Source organism: Burkholderia metallica, assembly GCF_902832845.1.
Taxonomy (GTDB): Bacteria; Pseudomonadota; Gammaproteobacteria; order Burkholderiales; family Burkholderiaceae; genus Burkholderia; species Burkholderia metallica.
Map to the genome: position 1 here is coordinate 1 of NZ_CADFDB010000005.1, position 19,323 is coordinate 19,323.

At 62.7% G+C, this 19,323-nt stretch carries 15 protein-coding genes and 1 tRNA gene; 13 read left to right on the forward strand and 3 right to left on the reverse strand.

Going from position 1 to position 19,323, the window contains the following annotated elements; all coding sequences use genetic code 11:
• The 3 genes from acs to HWX08_RS15440 all read left to right on the forward strand — a co-directional run.
• Positions 1-1,668, forward strand: a 1,668-nt coding sequence (acs, locus tag HWX08_RS15430) for an acetate--CoA ligase (protein ID WP_175869753.1), incomplete at its 5' end; no start/stop codon positions are given.
• An 83-nt stretch (positions 1,669-1,751) separates the two neighbouring features.
• The gene (locus tag HWX08_RS15435) at positions 1,752-2,096 is read left to right on the forward strand and encodes a DUF4212 domain-containing protein (protein WP_174922414.1); all 345 of its coding nucleotides are present in this window, start codon (positions 1,752-1,754) and stop codon (positions 2,094-2,096) included.
• A gap of 3 nt (positions 2,097-2,099) precedes the next feature.
• Positions 2,100-4,115, forward strand: coding sequence for a sodium:solute symporter family protein (locus HWX08_RS15440; RefSeq protein ID WP_174922415.1), 2,016 nt, complete (start codon positions 2,100-2,102; stop codon positions 4,113-4,115).
• A gap of 63 nt (positions 4,116-4,178) precedes the next feature.
• On the opposite strand, the gene HWX08_RS15445 is transcribed toward HWX08_RS15440, so the two are convergent.
• From HWX08_RS15445 to HWX08_RS15455, 3 genes are all read right to left on the reverse strand, one after another.
• Positions 4,179-4,757: a hypothetical protein gene (locus tag HWX08_RS15445; protein ID WP_236858154.1), complete on the reverse strand. Its 579-nt coding sequence runs from the start codon at positions 4,755-4,757 to the stop codon at positions 4,179-4,181.
• A gap of 180 nt (positions 4,758-4,937) precedes the next feature.
• Positions 4,938-5,546 (reverse strand): DUF2939 domain-containing protein, encoded by a 609-nt coding sequence (locus HWX08_RS15450; protein WP_174922416.1) that lies wholly within the window; start codon positions 5,544-5,546, stop codon positions 4,938-4,940.
• 535 nt (positions 5,547-6,081) lie between these two features.
• Positions 6,082-6,172, reverse strand: a tRNA-Ser gene (locus HWX08_RS15455).
• 186 nt (positions 6,173-6,358) lie between these two features.
• On the opposite strand from HWX08_RS15455, the gene HWX08_RS15460 reads away from it, so the two are divergent.
• From HWX08_RS15460 to HWX08_RS15505, 10 genes are all read left to right on the forward strand, one after another.
• Positions 6,359-6,988 carry a LysE family translocator gene (locus HWX08_RS15460; RefSeq protein ID WP_174922417.1) on the forward strand — a complete coding sequence of 210 codons (630 nt, stop codon included), beginning with the start codon at positions 6,359-6,361 and terminating at the stop codon, positions 6,986-6,988.
• A gap of 45 nt (positions 6,989-7,033) precedes the next feature.
• Positions 7,034-7,459, forward strand: coding sequence for a hypothetical protein (locus HWX08_RS15465; RefSeq protein ID WP_069257140.1), 426 nt, complete (start codon positions 7,034-7,036; stop codon positions 7,457-7,459).
• A gap of 230 nt (positions 7,460-7,689) precedes the next feature.
• Positions 7,690-10,467, forward strand: a complete 2,778-nt coding sequence (locus HWX08_RS15470; RefSeq protein WP_174922418.1) for a type VI secretion system Vgr family protein — start codon at positions 7,690-7,692, stop codon at positions 10,465-10,467.
• Between the two features lie 23 nt (positions 10,468-10,490).
• Complete coding sequence (locus HWX08_RS15475) at positions 10,491-12,755, forward strand: T6SS effector phospholipase Tle3 domain-containing protein (RefSeq protein WP_174922419.1); 2,265 nt, start codon at positions 10,491-10,493, stop codon at positions 12,753-12,755.
• On the forward strand, positions 12,752-14,233 hold the full coding sequence (locus HWX08_RS15480) for a virulence factor (protein WP_084636026.1): 1,482 nt from the start codon (positions 12,752-12,754) through the stop codon (positions 14,231-14,233). Before HWX08_RS15475 ends, HWX08_RS15480 begins: the two co-directional genes overlap by 4 nt.
• 9 nt (positions 14,234-14,242) lie before the next feature.
• Positions 14,243-14,506 (forward strand): PAAR domain-containing protein, encoded by a 264-nt coding sequence (locus HWX08_RS15485; protein ID WP_069257136.1) that lies wholly within the window; start codon positions 14,243-14,245, stop codon positions 14,504-14,506.
• Positions 14,507-14,632: 126 nt separating this feature from the next.
• Positions 14,633-15,970 carry a virulence factor gene (locus HWX08_RS15490; protein WP_174922420.1) on the forward strand — a complete coding sequence of 446 codons (1,338 nt, stop codon included), beginning with the start codon at positions 14,633-14,635 and terminating at the stop codon, positions 15,968-15,970.
• A gap of 433 nt (positions 15,971-16,403) precedes the next feature.
• A complete protein-coding gene (locus HWX08_RS15495; protein ID WP_174922421.1) occupies positions 16,404-17,489 on the forward strand; it encodes a toxic anion resistance protein in 1,086 nt (361 codons plus the stop codon).
• A gap of 20 nt (positions 17,490-17,509) precedes the next feature.
• Positions 17,510-18,250, forward strand: coding sequence for a VWA domain-containing protein (locus tag HWX08_RS15500; RefSeq protein ID WP_174922422.1), 741 nt, complete (start codon positions 17,510-17,512; stop codon positions 18,248-18,250).
• A gap of 43 nt (positions 18,251-18,293) precedes the next feature.
• Positions 18,294-19,310 (forward strand): DUF475 domain-containing protein, encoded by a 1,017-nt coding sequence (locus HWX08_RS15505; RefSeq protein WP_069257132.1) that lies wholly within the window; start codon positions 18,294-18,296, stop codon positions 19,308-19,310.
• The last annotated feature ends 13 nt before the right edge of the window (positions 19,311-19,323 follow it).

Genomic DNA, 19,323 nt, shown 5'->3' on the forward strand with positions numbered 1-19,323 from the left:
GCCGACGACGGCACCGTCACGCGCGTCACCTATGCGGATCTCCTCGCGCGTGTGTCGCGTTTCGCGAATGCGCTGAAGAAACGCGGAATCGGCAAGGGAGACCGCGTCGTCATCTATATCCCGATGTCGATCGAAGGCATCGTCGCGATGCAGGCGTGCGCGCGTATCGGTGCGACGCACTCGGTCGTGTTCGGCGGCTTCTCCGCGAAGTCGTTGAACGAGCGGCTCGTCGACGTCGGCGCGACGGCGCTCGTCACGGCCGACGAGCAGGCGCGCGGCGGCAAGACGCTGCCGCTGAAGAGCATCGCCGACGAAGCGCTCGCGCTGGGCGGCTGCGAAGCCGTGAAGAGCGTGATCGTCTATCGCCGCACCGGCGGCAAGATCGACTGGCACGCCGGGCGCGACCTGTGGATGCACGAACTGACGGACGGCGAATCCGACCAGTGCGAGCCGGAATGGGTCGGCGCCGAGCATCCGCTGTTCATCCTGTATACGTCGGGCTCGACCGGCAAGCCGAAGGGCGTGCAGCACAGCACGGGCGGCTACCTGCTGTGGGCCGCGCAGACGATGAAGTGGACCTTCGACTGGAAGCCCACCGACGTGTTCTGGTGCACGGCCGACATCGGCTGGGTCACGGGCCACACGTACATCACGTACGGCCCGCTCGCGTGCGGCGGCACGCAGGTCGTGTTCGAGGGCGTGCCGACCTACCCGGACGCCGGCCGTTTCTGGAAGATGATCGGCGACCACAAGGTCACCGTGTTCTACACGGCGCCGACCGCGATCCGCTCGCTGATCAAGGCGGCCGAGGCCGACGACAAGGTGCATCCGAAGAGCTACGACCTGTCGAGCCTGCGCATCATCGGCACGGTCGGCGAGCCGATCAATCCGGAAGCGTGGATGTGGTATCACAAGCACGTCGGCCAGGAGCGCTGCCCGATCGTCGACACGTGGTGGCAGACCGAGACGGGCGGCCACATGATCACGCCGCTGCCGGGCGCGACGCCCACCGTGCCCGGTTCGTGCACGCTGCCGCTGCCGGGCATCATGGCCGCGGTGGTCGACGAAACCGGCCAGGACGTGCCGAACGGGCAGGGCGGCATCCTCGTCGTCAAGCGCCCGTGGCCGGCGATGATCCGCACGATCTGGGGCGACCCGGAGCGCTTCAAGAAGAGCTACTACCCCGAGGAACTCGGCGGCCGGCTGTATCTGGCCGGCGACGGCACCGTGCGCGACAAGGACACCGGCTACTTCACGATCATGGGCCGGATCGACGACGTGCTGAACGTGTCGGGCCACCGGCTCGGCACGATGGAAATCGAATCGGCGCTGGTTTCGCATGAGCTGGTGGCCGAAGCCGCAGTGGTCGGCCGTCCGGACGATACGACCGGCGAGGCGGTGGTTGCGTTCGTGGTGCTGAAGCGCTCGCGTCCGGAAGGCGAGGAAGCGGCGGCGCTCGCGAAGACGCTGCGCGACTGGGTCGGCAAGCAGATCGGGCCGATCGCGAAGCCGAAGGACATCCGCTTCGGCGACAACCTGCCGAAGACGCGCTCGGGCAAGATCATGCGGCGCCTGCTGCGTTCGCTCGCGAAGGGCGAGGCGATCACGCAGGACACGTCCACGCTCGAGAACCCGGCCATCCTCGAGCAACTCGCCGAAGTGCGCTGATCGTACCGGTTGCGCATCGCGCGCACGAGCCCCTGCGCGGCAATCCCGATTGCCCGCGCAGGGGCTTTTTGTTACATAACGGCATGACCGTTCCGACCCGTCCCGCGCCTGCCGCGCCGCCTCCCGTTCCCGAGCCGCTCGCGCGGGCCCACGCGCGCTATTGGCGCTTCAACGTCGCGCTGATCGCGGTGCTGATGGTGATCGGCTTTTCGGTATCGTTCATCGTGCCGTTCTTCGCGCCGGCCCTTGCCGGTATCCGTTTCGCCGGGTTCAGCCTGCCGTTCTACGTTGGCGCGCAGGGCGCGATTCTCGTGTACCTCGTGCTGATCGTCGTCTACATCGGACTGATGCAACGCGCGGACCGCACGCTGCGCCGTGCGTACGACGATCATGCGGCACGCGCCGGCCTTGCGAACGGCGGGCGCTGATTCATGCTGACGCGCCGACTGATCCGCGCCTACGCGCTCTACACGCTGGGGTTTCTCGGGTTCGTGCTGCTGATGTGGCGCATCGAGCGCGCGGCCGGCTCCGGCGTCTGGATCGGCTATGTGTTCCTGTTCGTGCCGATCGCCGTGTATGCGGTGATCGGGCTGCTGTCGCGCACGTCCGATCTCGTCGAATACTACGTGGCCGGGCGGCGCGTGCCGTCCGCGTTCAACGGGATGGCGACGGCGGCCGACTGGCTGTCGGCCGCGTCGTTCATCGGCCTGGCCGGCTCGCTCTACGCGACCGGCTACGACGCGCTCGCGTACGTGATGGGCTGGACGGGCGGGTTCTGCCTCGTCGCGTTCCTGCTCGCCCCTTATGTGCGCAAGCTGGCGCGCTACACGATTCCCGATTTTCTCGGCACGCGCTTTTCGAGCACGGCCGTGCGCGCGCTGGCGGCCGGCGCGGCGATCCTGTGTTCGTTCGTGTATCTGGTCGCGCAGATCCAGGGCATCGGCCTGATCGCGACGCGCTTCATCGGCGTCGATTTCGCGATCGGGATTTTCTGCGGGCTCGCGGGCATTCTCGTGTGTTCGTTTCTCGGCGGGATGCGTGCGGTCACGTGGACGCAGGTCGCGCAGTACATCATCCTGATCAGTGCCATCCTGATTCCGGTGTCGCTGATCGCGATGAAGAACGGGCTCGGCCCCGTGCCGCAGTTCAATTACGGCAAGCTGATGGAGCGGGTCGCGGCGCGCGAGGCGCAGGTGCGCGATGCGTTCGACGAGCAGGAGGTGCGCGACGCGTATCGCAAGCAAGCCGCGGATATCCAGACGCGGCTCGACCGGCTGCCCGCATCCTATGCGGATGCGCGCCGGCATCTCGCCGACCAGCTGGCCGATTTGCGGCGCCACAACGGGCCGCTGCGCGAGATCAGCCAGCGCGAGCGCGAACTGGCCGACTTTCCGCGCGATCCGGCGGCGGCGCGGGTCGCGTGGACCCAGGCGCGCGACGATCTGCTCGCCCGGGCCGAGCCGCCGGTGCCGATGCACGAGCCGTTTCCCGCCGCGAGCGACGACGAACGCAAGCCGCGCGAACGGAATTTCCTCGCGCTGCTGCTGTGCCTGTCGCTCGGCACCGCGAGCCTGCCGCACATCCTGACGCGCTACAACACGACCACGTCGGTCGCGTCGGCGCGGCGCTCGGTCGGCTGGACGTTGTTCTTCATCGCGCTGTTCTACCTGAGCGTGCCGGTGCTCGCGGTGCTGATCAAGTACGAGATCCTCGCGAACCTCGTCGGGCGCCCGTTCGCCGAATTGCCGGCGTGGGTCACGCAATGGCATCACTTCGAACCCGACCTGATCAGCGTCGTCGAGGTGATTCGCGACGGCATCGTGCACTGGTCGGAAATCCAGATGCAGCCGGACATGGTCGTGCTGGCCGCGCCGGAGATCGCAGGGCTGCCGTATGTCGTGTCGGGGTTGATCGCGGCCGGGGCGCTCGCCGCGGCGCTGTCGACCGCGGACGGGTTGCTGCTGACGATCGCGAACGCGCTGTCGCACGACGTCTACTACTGCATGGTCGCGCCCGATGCATCGAGCCAGCGGCGCGTGACGATCTCGAAGGTGCTGCTGCTCGGCGTCGCGCTGTTCGCGTCGTATGTTGCGTCGCTCAATACGGGGAAGATCCTGTTTCTCGTCGGCGCCGCGTTCTCGCTGGCGGCCTCGAGCTTCTTTCCGGTGCTCGTGCTCGGCGTGTTCTGGAAGCGTACGACGACGCGTGGTGCCATCGCGGGGATGGTGACGGGGTTGGCGGTGTGCGTGTATTACATCGTGTCGACTTATCCGTTCTTCACGCAGTTGACCGGGTTCGCGGGGCGGACGTGGTTCGGGATCGAGCCGATCAGTTCAGGCGTGTTCGGGGTGCCGGCGGGGTTCGCGGTGGCGATCGTCGTGAGTCTGTGCGACAAGCGGCCGGATGAGTACACGCGGGCGCTGGTGGATTACATCCGGCATCCGTGACGCGAGTGTCGTTCGGCATTGCTCAAGTGCCGCCCCGTCCGTGTCGGCGCCTTGACGGGTGGGTCAGAGCGCTGAAATGCCGAGTTCGGCTCCCTTGGTCGTCCGCACCCGGCTGAAATCACAGCTTCCATCCGTCACGCCTTTGGCGTTCGGGATGGCGACGCAGACGTAGGCACGGATGCCATGCGGCAAGGCCACGTGGCGGAACTCGCCAACCTTGATCGTCGCGACCCGATCGACGGCAAATTGGTCGTTGATCGGCGTTACGCCCGACGGGATCGACATGGTCACTTCCGACGTGGCGTTCCCGGCTTGCGATGTCAGCGTCTGGCTGCTGCCGATTTCTCCGTTGACCGAGAAGCGGATCGCTGCCTGCCCCTCGGACACGCGCTGGACCGTGACCGCGAGGGTCGGCTTGGCAATTCCCGCTGCGCATTTGCCGGCGGCGCATTCGCGAACGGAAAGAAGCGTGCGAAATTGGGACGCGGGCTGACCGATGACCGACAGGTCGGTCGACGATCCGCCGTCGCGCAGCGATTTCTCGAGCGGTGGGGGAGCGGTCACCGCGATGGTGGTGCTGATCGACGCGGGCGAAAATGCCGTCGCGCAAGCTGACAGCATCGTCGCAGCAATAGCCATCATGGCGAACCGTGGACTCAATCGCATGGATCTGACTAGCGGTGATGAAACCCTGGATATCGTCAGGAGAATACACATCTTCAGCGTGTGGTGTTCGCGATTTGCTGCCCGTCGCAGGCTCGGCCCAAACGAGGAAGCGGACCGTCCGCGCTGAGTTGCCGGGTTCGGTTCGCTTCCTGGTAATCAGTTCAAACCGAACTTGTCGATCGGCAGATTGACTGCGCTCAGCTTCCAGGACCAGAGGCCGTCACGCTTGAGGATGAATGTCACCTCGTCGTCCGTTCCTTTTCGCGCAGTTGCGGTGACGGTCGACCAGTTCTTGTAGCCGACCGAATAGTCGGCCTTCGGCTTGCTGCTCGTTGTTTGCGGTGCGGCGTCACTTCCGGACCCCGCATGGGCCGTTTCCGATGGTTCGGGAGAGGACGCCGGCACGCCGACGTGCGCGGGCTTGGCTGGTCCCTGGGCCATCATGGTCATGACTCCCGCCGGCGTAACCATCGTGTCGATGGCCTGATTCACGAAACCCATCGCCATCACCATTCCCAGATCGGCGAATGGATTACCGTTCATCTCGGGGGAGTTCGCCATTTTCGCGTGCATCATGGTTATGAGTTGCGCACGCAGGCTTTCTCGCATCGATGGAAAATCGACATGGGAAGAAAAAGAGTCGGCATCGTTGTCGGCCAGGGCCGATCGCATCTGATACAGGGTGATGTACGGGCTCGCATAACTGGACGCCACGCCCGCGGCTATTGCGATTCCGGCGATCGCCATACGTTTTTTATTTTTCATGGTCTCTACACGCGTTCATATTGTTTATCGGGACGTCATTTTAACGGTCGCATGCCGGAGAATTTGAGTTTCCGAGAAACTGCGGCGCGGATATGCGATCGCTATTCCATTCCGAATGACGGATGGGTTGGAACGTTTTCAGGCTGAGCAAGACAAACGAGCGATCAAAATGCTTTGAATTGCATGACCCGCGCCCGCGCTCGATGCACGGTGGCGGAAATCGATGCGAAGCGTGCGATGGCGGGCGAGTTTGCGCTGGACGGGGGGATCGACGCTGCAAGAGCGCATCATGGGCGCCGCCAACGGTCGCCGCACTCGCGATCGACGGACGCTTTGGGGGGGGCAGACATGAAAAACGGGCCGGGCGGCCCGTTTTTGCTGATGTCCCGGCGGAGGAAGGGTGATTCGTCGACACGAGCGCGGGCCGCGGATTCGCTTGCGAGCGAATCCCTTCGAATCCCCCGCGCAATCCGAACTATCGGCTTGCCTCTCTCCGGAAACGAAAATGCCCGCTGGCGCGGGCATTTTTGAATACTGGCGGAGAGAGGGGGATTCGAACCCCCGATAGGCGATTAACCTATACACGCTTTCCAGGCGTGCGACTTAAACCACTCATCCATCTCTCCGGAAGACCGAAAGTATAGCAAACTCTGGGGGCGGTCCGCCACCCCGTCCGACGAGCCATGCAAATCGGACGGGGCGCGAGGTCGGCGGCCCGCCAGACAGCCGTCGAGCGGACGGTCGCGCCATCATGCGATCATGTTCAGTCCGCCTGCATTTTCCAGCCCTTCGTTCAACAGGAACGCCCCGCCATGTCGCTGTCCGCCTTGCTGGCTTTTGCCCTGATCCTGTCCGTCGGCGTCGCGACGCCCGGCCCGACGGTGTTGCTCGCGATGAGCAACGGCTCGCGGTACGGATTGCGTCACGCGATGGTTGGCATGCTGGGGGCTGTCACGGCCGATGTCGTGCTCGTTGCGCTGGTCGGGTGCGGTCTCGGGATGCTGCTCGACGCGTCGGAAACGGCATTCGTCACACTGAAGCTGGCCGGTGCGGCGTGGCTCGCCTATGTCGGCGTGCGGATGCTGCTGTCTTCCGGCGGTTCCACCGCTGCGCAGGCGCTCGATCACGCGACGCCCGATCGCCGGACCGCGTTCCTCAAGAGCTTTTTCGTCGCGATGAGCAACCCGAAGTACTACCTGTTCATGTCCGCGCTGCTGCCGCAGTTCGTCGACCGGGCGCATGCAATCGCGCCACAGTACGCGATCCTTGCGGCGACGATCGTCGCGATTGACGTCGTCGGGATGACCGGCTATGCACTGCTCGGCGTGCATTCGGTGCGCGTGTGGAAGGCCGCGGGGGAGAAGTGGCTGAACCGTGTCAGCGGGTCGCTGCTGTTGATGCTCGCGGGCTACGTCGCGCTGTATCGCAAGGCCGCGAACTGACGCGGCGATGCATCGGGAACCAGACCTTCACCAACTGGCTCGACGATGAAGCCGATCGAGCGCTTCACGCTCGAAACGCACGACGGTCCGTATGAAACGTGGCCGTCGCGCACGCACGTGCTCGTGAACGGCGAACGTTGCGGCCTCACCGTTTCCGGCTATGTGCTGCTTCGCCAGTTCGAGACGCCGGACGCCTATCTGCTCGTCACCGACTACGACTGCCTGTTCGAGGAGGCCGTCACGTTCACGCTCCTGTCGAAGAATCCGTTGAAGGAACTCGCGCGGCGCACGGTCGGCGCGATGTACGCGTCGTGCCATCTGGACGACATGACGTGGGCCGACGACCGCCATTTCAGCGCGACGTTCGTGGACATCGAAGGACGGTGGGATTTCACGATTCGTGACCGATCGGTGCCGTTCGTGCTGCCACGGCTAGGTATGCGGCAAGTGCCTGCCGGCGCGGCGTCATGACGACGATCGGGTGTCGCCGGACGAGGCGTGATCAATTCGAAAGATTGTGAAATTTTAAATCTGGTTAGAAGCATTGTACAAAGCGCTCTAAATCCTTTCAAAATTTCGTCACTCGGCTGACAAATTTGATATGCTCGCGAAAAAACAGGCGGGCGGCACTCCCAGGACGGACCAGCGGGCGTGATTTCCCGACGAACAACGAAGTAAAACAAAATCCTGAGAGTCATGCTGTGAATACAGCCGAATTGCTACGCGCATTTGCGTCCGGGGTGGTCGATCAGAACAATCGGCCGGTTCGCATGAACTGGGGGCCAGCCCAGAAGACGCTCGAGCAGGTGCTCGCGCTTCAGTATGCCGATATCCGGGAAGGGTTGATGACGGGCATCGAGGGGCATCTGACCTGCGTGTCCGCTCGGGCCGATCTCCCGATCCGCAGCTTCATCGGGCTACCGGTTTCCGTGGAGATGACGACCGATCGCGGGCGTCTCCATACCATCAACGGCATCGTCACCGACGTCCGCACCGGACAGTCGGACGGTTCGCTCACCTGCTACCAGTTGACGATTCGCGACGTGCTGTCGGTGATGGAGCGGCGAACCAATTCGCGATTGTTCCGCACCAAGAACCTGCCCGACATCCTCGGCGTGCTGCTCCAGGAGTGGCGCCAGCGCAGCTCGGCGCTGGCGGGCGCATTTGAATTCGACCTGTCCGGCCTGCAAGGCGAACGTTACCCGGCGCGCGAACTTACGCGGCAGGTCAACGAGTCGGACGCGCACTTCATCCGACGGCTGCTGCGGCGCGACGGTGCGACCGTCTTCGTCAAGGCAGGCAAGGCCGGTGAGCGGGCGAACGGCAACGCGAACGACACGCCGGTTCATACGCTGGTCTTTGCCGACGATTCGATGAAGTTGCCTGAGACGGTTGCCGGTACCGTTCGCTATCACCGTGATGCCGCCACCGAAGAGCGCGACTCGATCACGCTGTGGGCGACGAGCCGCAGCCTGATTCCGGGCAAGATCGTCCGGCCGACATGGGATTACAAGACCGGCCGGATGTCGCAAACCGAACAGGCGACGATCGTCGACCAGGGCGACGGCGGCAACGATCTCGGGCATTTGCTGGCCGACAGCGTCATCGATATTCCGCACGCGGGAAATTCGTCGGCCGATCTCGACCGGATCGGCAAGGACCGCATGCTTGCGCACGAACTGCGCGCGGAATCCGTCGACGGCGTGAGCAATGTGCGCGACCTGGCCGTCGGCCACTGGTTTGCGCTTGCCGAGCATCCGCAGCTCGACACATTGCCGGCCGAGCAACGGCAGTTCGTCGTCACGTCGCTTCATCACCGTGTACGGAACAACCTGCCGAAGGAACTGAACGAGCGCGCACAGTCGTTATTCGCGGCAAGCCGCGTGCTGTTCAACGCGGTGCCGACCGACGTGAGCAGCACGCCGGGCGATGAAAGCGACAGGCGCTACGAGAACACGTTCTCGTGCGTGCGGCGCGGTGTGCCGCTGACCCCGGCCTACGATCCCCATGTCGACCTGCCGGCCGTGCATCCGATGACGGCCGTCGTCGTCGGACCCGACGGGGAAGAAGTGTTCTGCGATGAAATGGGCCGCATCCGGGTGCAGATCCAGGGGCTGAACGCGGACGATCACGCGCATGCGCAGGGTGCCGGCACGAGCGGCACGCCGACCGACAGCGCGCCGGTGCGTGTCGCCTGCGCGCTCGCCGGGCCGAGCTTTGGCGCGAATACTTTGCCGCGCGTCGGCATGGAGGTGCTGATCGGCCATATCGGCGGCGACCCTGACCGGCTCGTCGTGATGGGCGTGCTGGCCAACGGGCCGAACATGCCGGCGACCTTCAGTCACACCGGCGCGCTGCCGGGCAACCGTTACCTGTCCGGTACGAAGACGAAGGAAATCAAGGGGCAGCGGTACAACCAGATCCGCTTCGACGATACGCCGGGGCAGATCAGCAGCCAGCTGGCGAGCGAGCATGCGCATAGCCAGCTGAACCTCGGCTATCTGACGCAGCCGCGCGACAACGGCCAGGGTACGGGGCGCGGCGAGGGCGCCGAGTTGCGCAGCGATGCGCACGTGGCGATTCGCAGCGGCAAGGCGATGCTGATTTCGGCCTGGGAACGGCTGCGTGCGAGCGACGGCCACCTGGCGCGGGACGAGTATCTGCAACTGATGCAGGAATGCGTCGAACTGTTCAAGAGCCTCGGGGACTATGCAGGCCAGCATCAGGGCGTGGCGCCCGATACGCAGCCGCACGACACGCTCATGACTACAGTGAAAGGCTGGCCGAATGGAGAACCGTCCGGCGGCGGCGACTCCTCGGGCGCATCGATGGCGGCGATCGGGATCACCGCGCCGGCCGGCATCAGCATGGCGACGCCGAAGACGGTCACGACCCATGCGGGCGGCAACGTCGATGTCGTTGCGCAGAATCATCTTCAGTACACGAGCGGGCAGCGGATCAACCTTCAGGCCGGGCACGGCGTGGCGATGTTCGCGCACAGCGAAGGCGTTTCGGCGATCGCCAACCAGGGGAAGGTGGCGCTGCAGAGCCAGAACGACGATACACAGATCGATTCCGCGAAAAACATCCAGATGACGGCGGCGGGCGGCAAGCTCGCGGGCATGGCCAGCGAGCAGGTCGTGTTCGTGACGTCGGGCGGCGCGTATTTGAAGCTGCATGGCGGGGATATCGAGCTCGGATGTCCGGGAAGTTTCACCGTCAAGTCCGCATCGCATACGTGGGCCGGCCCGGCGAGCATGAGCACCGATTTCCCGAAGTTCGATCAAGGTTCGCTGGGACGGGTGCCGAAGCTGGTCAGGGCTACCGACGGGCAACCGGTCGAAGGGATGGAAGCCGAGGTGCGCAAGGCATCGGGCGAATTGATCAAGGGGAAGACCGACGCGGAAGGCAAGCTGGCGCCGGTCAGCAGCGATCAGTTCGAGCAACTGGCGGTTCGCTTCTTCAAGTCGCGAACCTGAGCTGAGTCTTCAAGAAAAACAACATGTTCAACTACAACTTTTCGCAGAACCCGGGCGGACAGACGTCGACGGATGACCCGTCGCAGATGGCGGTGGGCGGTGGAGCGGGGACGACGCTGTTCAATCGCAACGATCTCCAATGCGTGATGCAGATGCCGCTGCCGGGTGTCGTCATTTTCGTTCACGGGGTGAATTCCGAAGGGGAATGGTTCAAGGACGCCGAGGAAGGGCTGTGCGCTGGATTGAACCGGCGCATGGGACGGTATGACGACCAGCTGTTCCAGCATGGGCCGGTGGCCGGGCAGATGACGCCGGTCAGCTACATTGACAGCCTGACGCCTGACGGATTTCTGAATCCGGAAATGTCCTCGCAGACGTATATCAAGCCCGATCCGTCCTTTTCGCCCGTCATTCACTTTCGGTGGGGCTACTCCGCGAATGCTGAGGAGTTGAAGGAGTATGGCGACAAGATCATGCTCAACGAGAACAATTATTGGGGTGGCGGGCCGTTCGCGGGCGGGTGTACAAGTCTGCCGGATCTATGGAACGACGGGTTGAACGACCGACTTTTTTTGTGGTTGACCGTCCAGCATATGAACTCCATCGGCAATCGCAAGATCTATTCGACACCGTCACGCGCCTACGGCGTGCTCGGTGCACTGCGACTTGCGCGCCTGGTCGAATCGATCCGCAAGCGGCAGGCCGACGTGCCGATCACGATCGTGTGCCACAGCCAGGGAAACATGATCGGGCTCGCCGCTGCATTCCTTGGTGACCGGTTGCCCGAGGTGACGGATCAGTGGGGCAAGAAAGGACGCTGCGTCGCAGACACTTACGTTCTTGCCAATCCCCCGTACAGCCTCGTGGAGAGCAACTTCACCGATACCTGGGCACAGCGCGGGGTACGCGACAAGAACGGGCATGTGGGGCGCGAGACCTATGTCGCACGCAAGGAGACGCTGAGGGAGTACTTCGATATCCTGCGCGCTCGGGCCGATCTGGAGATGCCAGCGGAGGATCTCGATCGCGCGATGGAAAACGCAAGACCGTCGAAGTGTGGGGGGAAGCCGTATAGCGCAGCCAAGGATCGGGAGGCGCACGGATTGTATGGAACAAACACCTACGGAAGAGTAACGCTGTACTGCTGCCCGCATGATCAGGTCATCTCAGCCCTGACCGTTCAAGGGATCGGCTGGCGCGGCATGAGTATCGAAGAGATCAGTGCGACAAATGCGTGGGGTGTTTTCTCGCAACGTGTGTTCGCGTCGAATTTCGAAGTCGGCGGTGACAACAAGCTATACCGGTATTGGGAGGATGACTGGCGTAGCAGCACGAACAAAACGGAGGGTTTCTGGTATCCGCCATCACCGCCCGCGCGGTACGGGTTTGCGCGAGGCATGCATTCCAATGAAGGGTGGATCGCGAAGTTTTTCACGTTTGTAACGAGCCCGGCCCTTTACCTGTTCAACTTGTCGGACATGGAGGTTAATGCCCTGCCGCCGGAAAAATGGGAAATTCCGATTACAGCACCGATGCTCGACAAGGAAACTCGCTTCTTTCCAACGGCGTTGCGCTACGGTAAGCCGTCGGGAGCGTGCGATGCGGACGGGAAACAGCTCGAAGGAGGGGCGTTCAACGAGGGCTACGATCCGCCGTCGGCTGGGCTCGATGCTAACAAGGAGAACAAGCGGGATAACGATCCATACGACAATTTCGACAAGCAGTCGGAAAAATTCGCTACGCCTGAGGGTAGCCTGCTGAAGGCGAAGGGTGACGCAGCATCCGAGGCTGCGCAGCGATACGAGGATCATTCCATTCTCCGGATGGAAGCGCGGAGATCAGGGAATCGCCACTGGGTCGACGAGGCAGGTAAAGTGATCGGAGAGGACAATCCGGCCGCCGCGAGCGCTGACTACACCGAGTGGAGAAACAAGGAGATCTTCGCAATTCTGAACGGAGGGGACAAGAATAACCCCACCAACCATTCGACCATCATGACCAACAAGGAGCATGCTGAAAAGGCACTGGCCTATGATGTGGCGATTGGCCTTTGTTATCTGACCGAAGATGACTTTGAGGACGCAAGAATTCAAGCTGATTGGCGATTTGCCAGTGATGCAGATAAGAATGGTCCGAATTCTAATTTGGCTGATTATATAAACACCGGAAAATGTGGCGGCTTTTATTTGCATGAATGGGCAAAAAAAGACGAGCACGCAAAGATGCCATCAAAGATACATGATGAACGAGATGGCGGGCTTTTCCTGAAGCTGGCGGGGAAATTATGAGAGCGGTCATTGCAACTTGGCCGCGCCGTGTCGGGGTTGCTGGTCTTGCATTGTTCCTTGCTTTAGGAGCATCGTTTTTGATATTGATTTCGTCCGGCAAGCCGGCGGGAGAGTTATTAAGTATGGGTAATCTGATGAAACGACTGGTGCTCATCCCCGGGCTCGTGGCAATCATGGTGTTCGCATTTGCTACGTTGATTGCAACCCCACGCGCGGTCGCCGCGTCGTCGACCGATAAGGCAGCTTCGATCGCTGGAGCGGGCTTGTCCAAGCCCTTCGTTGCGCAGGTCGTAGGGCTAGGGTGGATGAATCCACTTCAACGCAGGGATTATCCAACGGAGTGGCAAATATTGTGGACGCTCGGACTGGTCAAGCCGAATATCAACGATGATATGCTTCGAACGAATCCGAATAAATATTCAACGTTGCAGTCAATTTCTATCATTGCAGACGGTCGTCGCGGACGCGAATCGTTTTCCGGTTTTTACGAGAAATATGTCGATAAACTGCTGCTGCTTTTCCGGGTGCCGTATTTTACTGGGGAAGGTTATTTTTATACCGTCAGCCCGAACGAGCAACGGAAGTGGCGAGAGTTGGCCGGAATGCATGTCGAGCTGGCAGTCCCTTCTGGTCGAATTGATTCTGAGTTGGCCGGGTCCTATCTTCGGGATCGCATCGTCAACATCTTTGAAATCGGTAACCCGTCCGCGAAAAATCTTTCGAGCCACGATACGCCACCCGATGTTCACGTGACGTCGGGGCAAGGTAACGCCGGCTTTACGTCGCTCAACGCGGCGTTGGATTATCTGGCGACGCACCCTGACAAAAGCGTTTGGGTGATGAACTGGGACGCGCCTAATTTTCCGCCGAAGGACGGACAGATCAACGAGAACATGGTGGTGCTGTTCCTCGCCGGCCCTGATCTGAAGACCGAGCGTGAGCCGCTTGCCTGGATCGGCAAAGCTGCACGAAGCAACGTCAAGGATTTCGAGGCGAAGCAAGGCGCGAGCCGTGCGGTGCAGGCATGGAAGTCGACGATCGAAACGGCGGCGAGCAACGCAGGCGTGTCAGCCTCGTCGGTGAATTACATCGTGCACGACGCGGGCAAGGGCAGCGACGCTGCATCGACACGGATCGCCTCGCTGTCGCAGACGCTGACGGAAGTACTGCCGGAATACGATTTCCGTACGCAGACCTTCAATACATCGGCGTTGCTTGGTGACATGGGCGCCGGCGCAGCGCTGACCGATGTGGCGCTGGCGATCGGCCGAGCGAATCACCTCGGCGGAAACGTGCTCGTAGCAGGAACGACCGACGCGGAGCACCCGACAGCGGTAGTGGTGGTCGCGCCTTCGAAGCTGACGCCGATCGATGCAAGCAAGGACTGGTTCCGCGCTCGCGGCGGAAACAACGCGTACTTGCCGTGGTGGGGCCGTCGTCTCGACGCGCGTCCGACGTCGCAAGGCTATTCGGAATAAGGAGCGCGCGTGCGCGGAATCATTCGGGTCGGCGATGCGACGAGCCACGGCGGCCAGGTTGTGACCGGTAGTGCGGTCAGTGAGGTGATGGGGCGGCCGGTCGCTCGGCTCGGCGATACCTGTGTCTGCCCGATCTCGGGACATCAGGCCTGCTTTATCGCGGAAGGCGATCCGCAGGTGATCGTCGACGGCAAGCCCGCCGCATTCGATGGTCACAAGACATCGTGTGGCGCGACGCTGATTTCGAGTCTGGTGTCGTCCGGGCGGGAATGAGTTGCCGGGCCGGTTGCCGCGATGGCCTTTCCATCTGGAATGAAGACGGCGCTCCGGTTCCGACGGGCTCCGGCGCCGCGTTATCGGCAGCCAACGCTTTGCCGATCGGCTCGATTAGGAAACTTCATGTCGCGTTTCACGCTTGTCAGACACGTCGGGTCCGTTGTGATCGCGGCGGCTACCATCCTGTTGGCCTTGCCGGTACGTGCGGAGATGAACACCACATCAGCGCACGCCGTCGACGGGGCATCCGCCGTGCCGTTCGTTGCCCAGGTTGTTGGGCTTGAATGGCTCAATCCGCTGCAGCGCCGTGATTATCCGACTGAGTGGCAGTTGCTTTGGACGCTCGGGCTGGTCAAGCCGAATAGCGACGACGATATGGTGCGGATCAAGGCCGCGAAATACACGACCTTGCAACCGATATCGATCGTCGCAGATGGTAACTGGGGAAGCGAGTCGTTTTCCGGGTTCTATGAGAAGTATGTCGACAAACTGCTGATACTTTTTCGCACGCGCTATTTTACGAACGACGACTACTTCTATACCGTCAGCCCGCGCTGGCGGCGGAACTGGAGAGAGCTGGCTGGCATACACGTCGAGTTGGCCCTTCCCGGCGATCGACTGAACCCCGATTCCGCAGCGGAATATTTGCGTGACTACATCGTGAATGTCTTCGAAATCGGCAACCCGTCCGCAAAAAGTCTATGGAAGCACGATACGCCGCCCGATGTGCACGTGACGTCGGGCCAAGGCAACGCCGGGTTTACGTCATTGAACGCCGCGCTGGACTATCTGGCGGCCCATCCCGACAAAAGCGTCTGGGTGATGAACTGGGACGCGCCGAGCTTTCCACCGCAGGACGGGCAGATCAACGAAAACATGGTGTTGTTGTTCCTTGCCGGCCCGAAGCTGAAGACCGAGCGCGAACCGCTGGCATGGATCGGCAAGGCTGCACGCAGCAACGTCGACGATTTCGAGACGAAGCAAGGCACGAGCCGCGCGGTGCAGGCATGGGCCTCGACGATCGACGCGGCGGCGAACAATGCCGGCGTGGCTGTCTCGTCGCTGAACTACGTCATTCACGATGCAGGCAAGGGAAGCGATGCCGCGTCGACAAAGGTCGCCGCGCTGTCGCAATCACTGACGCAGTTACGGCCGGAATACGACTTCCACGCACAGACCTTCAATACGTCGGCACTGCTTGGCGACATGGGGGCCGGCGCGGCGTTGACCGATGTCGCGCTGGCGATTGGCCGCGTTAATCACCTCGGCGGAAACGTGCTCGTGGCGGGAACGGCCGACACCGACCATCCAACGGCGGTGGTAGTCGTCGCACCGTCGACGCTGACGCCGGTCGATGCCAGCAAGAACTGGTTCCGCGCTCGCGGTGGAAACAACGCGTACTTGCCGTGGTGGGGCCGTCGTCTCGACGCGCGTCCGACGTCGCAAGGCTATTCGGAGTAGATCCCGTCACCAGACGATCGTCGCAACGTGTCATAGGCCCGCGTGGCCGGAATCCATGGATTCGCCGCCGCCTGACATATCGCGACAATCGCGTTTGCCGCGTTAAGCAATTTGTAACAATCAGCGGAATAGCAAAAGCTGAAATCTTTCAAAATACTTTCGCGCGCTCGCTGCCTGCGTTTCCCGAGAAATCCGGATTCACGCTCCATCAAGGCATTTATCCTTACGTCACCCGGAGCGATACCGAGATTTCCATCACACACATTACAAAGTGTATGGATATTGAAAGATTCGCATCTCTTGACGCATCGCATCGTCGCCCTTTATTGTCCGACTGCCGCCCGTGAGAGAGCACGGTGGCAACCGCGGATGCGCGCGTCGCGCGCATGACAACACGCAGCAGAAAGCAAGAAAAAGGAAACGTGGTAGCCACATGAAGCCGCTATTCGACGACAAGAACGCCCTTGCGGCCAGCGATCGTCCTTCCGCCCCGTATTCGTCCGCCATGCCCGCCGCCGCCGTTGCCGTACCAGCAGCGCGCCCGACCGAAAACGTCCGCCTGATCACCGTAGACGAGATCGACCAGCTCGGCGCGACGCAGGGCACGCGGATCGCCGCCTTCTCCCAGCAGATTCTCGCGAGCGTGCGCGCATCGGATGCCGACCAGTTCGGCGACAAGCTCAACGAACTGATCGCGACCGCGAAGGGGCTCGACCCGCGCGGCGCCGACAAGGGCGGACTGCTCACGCAGGTCACGCGGCTGTTCCGCTCGACCAAGGAGAAGCTGCTGTCGCAATACGAGTCGGTGAGCAAGCGGATGGATACGCTCGTCGTCGAGCTCGAAACCCATGAGCAGCGCCAGAAGGCAGGCATCGACGAACTCGAGCGGATGTACAACGACAACTACGCGCTGCACCAGGAGCTCGCGCAGTCGAAGGCGCACGGCGAAACGGCGCTCGCGACGCTGCGCGCGCATCTCGCGGCCGGCCAGCAGCCGGCGGACGACGCGTTCGCCGCGCAGCGGCTGCTCGACGTGAAGCGCAAGGTCGACGCGCTCGAAAGCAAGCTCGACGACCTCGACCGCGCGATGCTGATGTCGAAGCAGCTCGCGCCGCAGATCCGGATGGAGCAGGACCAGAAACGCACGCTGACGTCGAAGTTCATGACGATCAAGACCGTGCTGATCCCCGCGTGGACCAACGCGTTCGCGCTCTACCTCGAGCAGCTCAGCACGAAGCGCGCGGCGGCGCTCGCGAACGCGACGTACGACGCGGCCGACGAGGCGATCCGCGCGCAGGCCGACCTGAATCGCCAGAACGCGCAGGAAGTCGCGAAGCTCGGCCAGCGTCCGGTGATCTCGACCGACACGTTCGAATACGCGCAACAGCAGCTGTTCGGCGCGTTCGACGACATCACGCAGATCATCGCCGACGGCAAGCGCCAGCGCGAGCAGGACGCGCCGCGCCTGCGCCAGCTCGAACAGGACCTGATCACCCGATTCGCTCCGAAGCACAACTGAAAGAACCGAGAGAACACCGCATGATTACGCTTGAGAAGCGCGCGGCGAAGGTCGCGATCGTCCTCGAAAAACGCCAGATCCTGAAGCCGCCCGTCGTGCGCGTCGGCGCGGCGCTCGACATCTCCGGCTCCGCGAAGCCGCTGTACCAGTCGGGCGTGATCCAGGACACGCACGACCGGATCCTCGGCATCGCGCTGAAGTTCGACGACAACGGCGAAGTCGACACGTGGACCTTCACCGAAGGCTACGACCGCCTGCCGACCGCGACGCCGGACAACTACGGTTCGTACATCTCCGATCACGTGCTCAACGCGCGGATCGACAAGTGGGGCGGCACGCAGTACGCGCCGGTGATGAACGACATCGTCGACTTCTTCTTCCGTGCGCCTGAGCCGAAGCGCGAGGAAAAGCGCGGCTTCCTGAGCCGGCTGTTCGGCGGCGCGGACGCCACGCCCGCGCCGGTAGCCGCCGCGCCGGTGAACGGCGATCTGCCCGCGTGGGTGCTGTTCGTCACCGACGGCCAGAACCCGACGAACGACCGCAAGCGCGTGCGCCAGCTGCTGGCCGAGTCGCAGCATTTCCCGCTGTACTGGTCGCTCGTCGGCGTGGGCGATCCGAGCGAATTCGGTTTCCTCGCGGAAGTCGCGGACGAGATGCCGAACGTCGGCTTCCTGCATCTCGAATCGCTCGACCTCAGCGACGAACAGATCTACGAACACCTGATCACGCAGGAATTCTGCGACTGGGTGCGCGCGAAGTAAGCGCGTCCCGCCTGCTCATTTTTCTGAACTCGGTTACCCCATCATGTTGAAAGACTTCAAGATCCCGTTGTCGCTCACGGTGCTCGCGCTCGTCGCGGCCTATTTCCTCGGCGGCGTGAAGGACATGCTGATCGTCGCGGTCCTGTGCGTGCTCGAAATTTCGCTGTCGCTGGACAACGCGGTCGTCAACGCATCGGTGCTCAAGAACTGGTCGGAGAAGTGGCGCAACCGCTTCATGGTCTTCGGCCTGCCGGTCGCGGTGTTCGGCATGCGGCTCGTGTTCCCGCTGCTGATCGTCGCTGTGATCGGCCATATCGGCCTGTGGGACGCGCTGACGCTCGCGATCGAATCGCCGGACAAGTATGCGGCGGTGCTGACGTCCGCGCATCACGAAGTGTCGGCGTTCGGCGGCGCGTTCCTGCTGATGGTGTTCTTCAAGTTCATGCTCGACACCGAGAAGGACGAGCACTGGATCGGCTTCCTCGAAGGCCCGATGCGCCATCTCGGCCGCATCACCGCGCTGGAAGTGGCGCTGACGCTCGCAATCGTGATCGTCGCGTCGTTCTACGTGCCGGCAGCCGAGCAGGTCAGCTTCCTGCTCGCCGGCGCATTCGGCGTGATCGGCTTCGTGATCGCGCACGGCGTGGGCGATCTGGTCGGCGGCGAGGACACGGGCACGCGCGTGGTGCGCGAAGGTGTCGCGGGTTTCATGTACCTCGAAGTGCTCGATTCGTCGTTCAGCTTCGACGGCGTGATCGGCGCGTTCGCGCTGTCGAACAACATCTTCCTGATCGCACTCGGCCTCGGCGTCGGCGCGGCCTACATCCGGGAAATGACGCTCGTGCTGCTGAAGAAGGGCACGCTCGCGCAGTACCGCTTCCTCGAGCACGGCGCGTTCTGGGCGATCGGCGCGCTCGCGACGATCATGTTCCTCGGCGTGAAGTTCGAGGTGCCGGAAGTCGTCACGGGCCTGATCGGCGCGGCGATGATCGCGGCGGCCGTGTGGTCGTCGATCGTCGTGCAGCGCAGGGAAGACCGCGCCGTGGTGGCGGGCAAGTAAGAAGCGCGCGTCA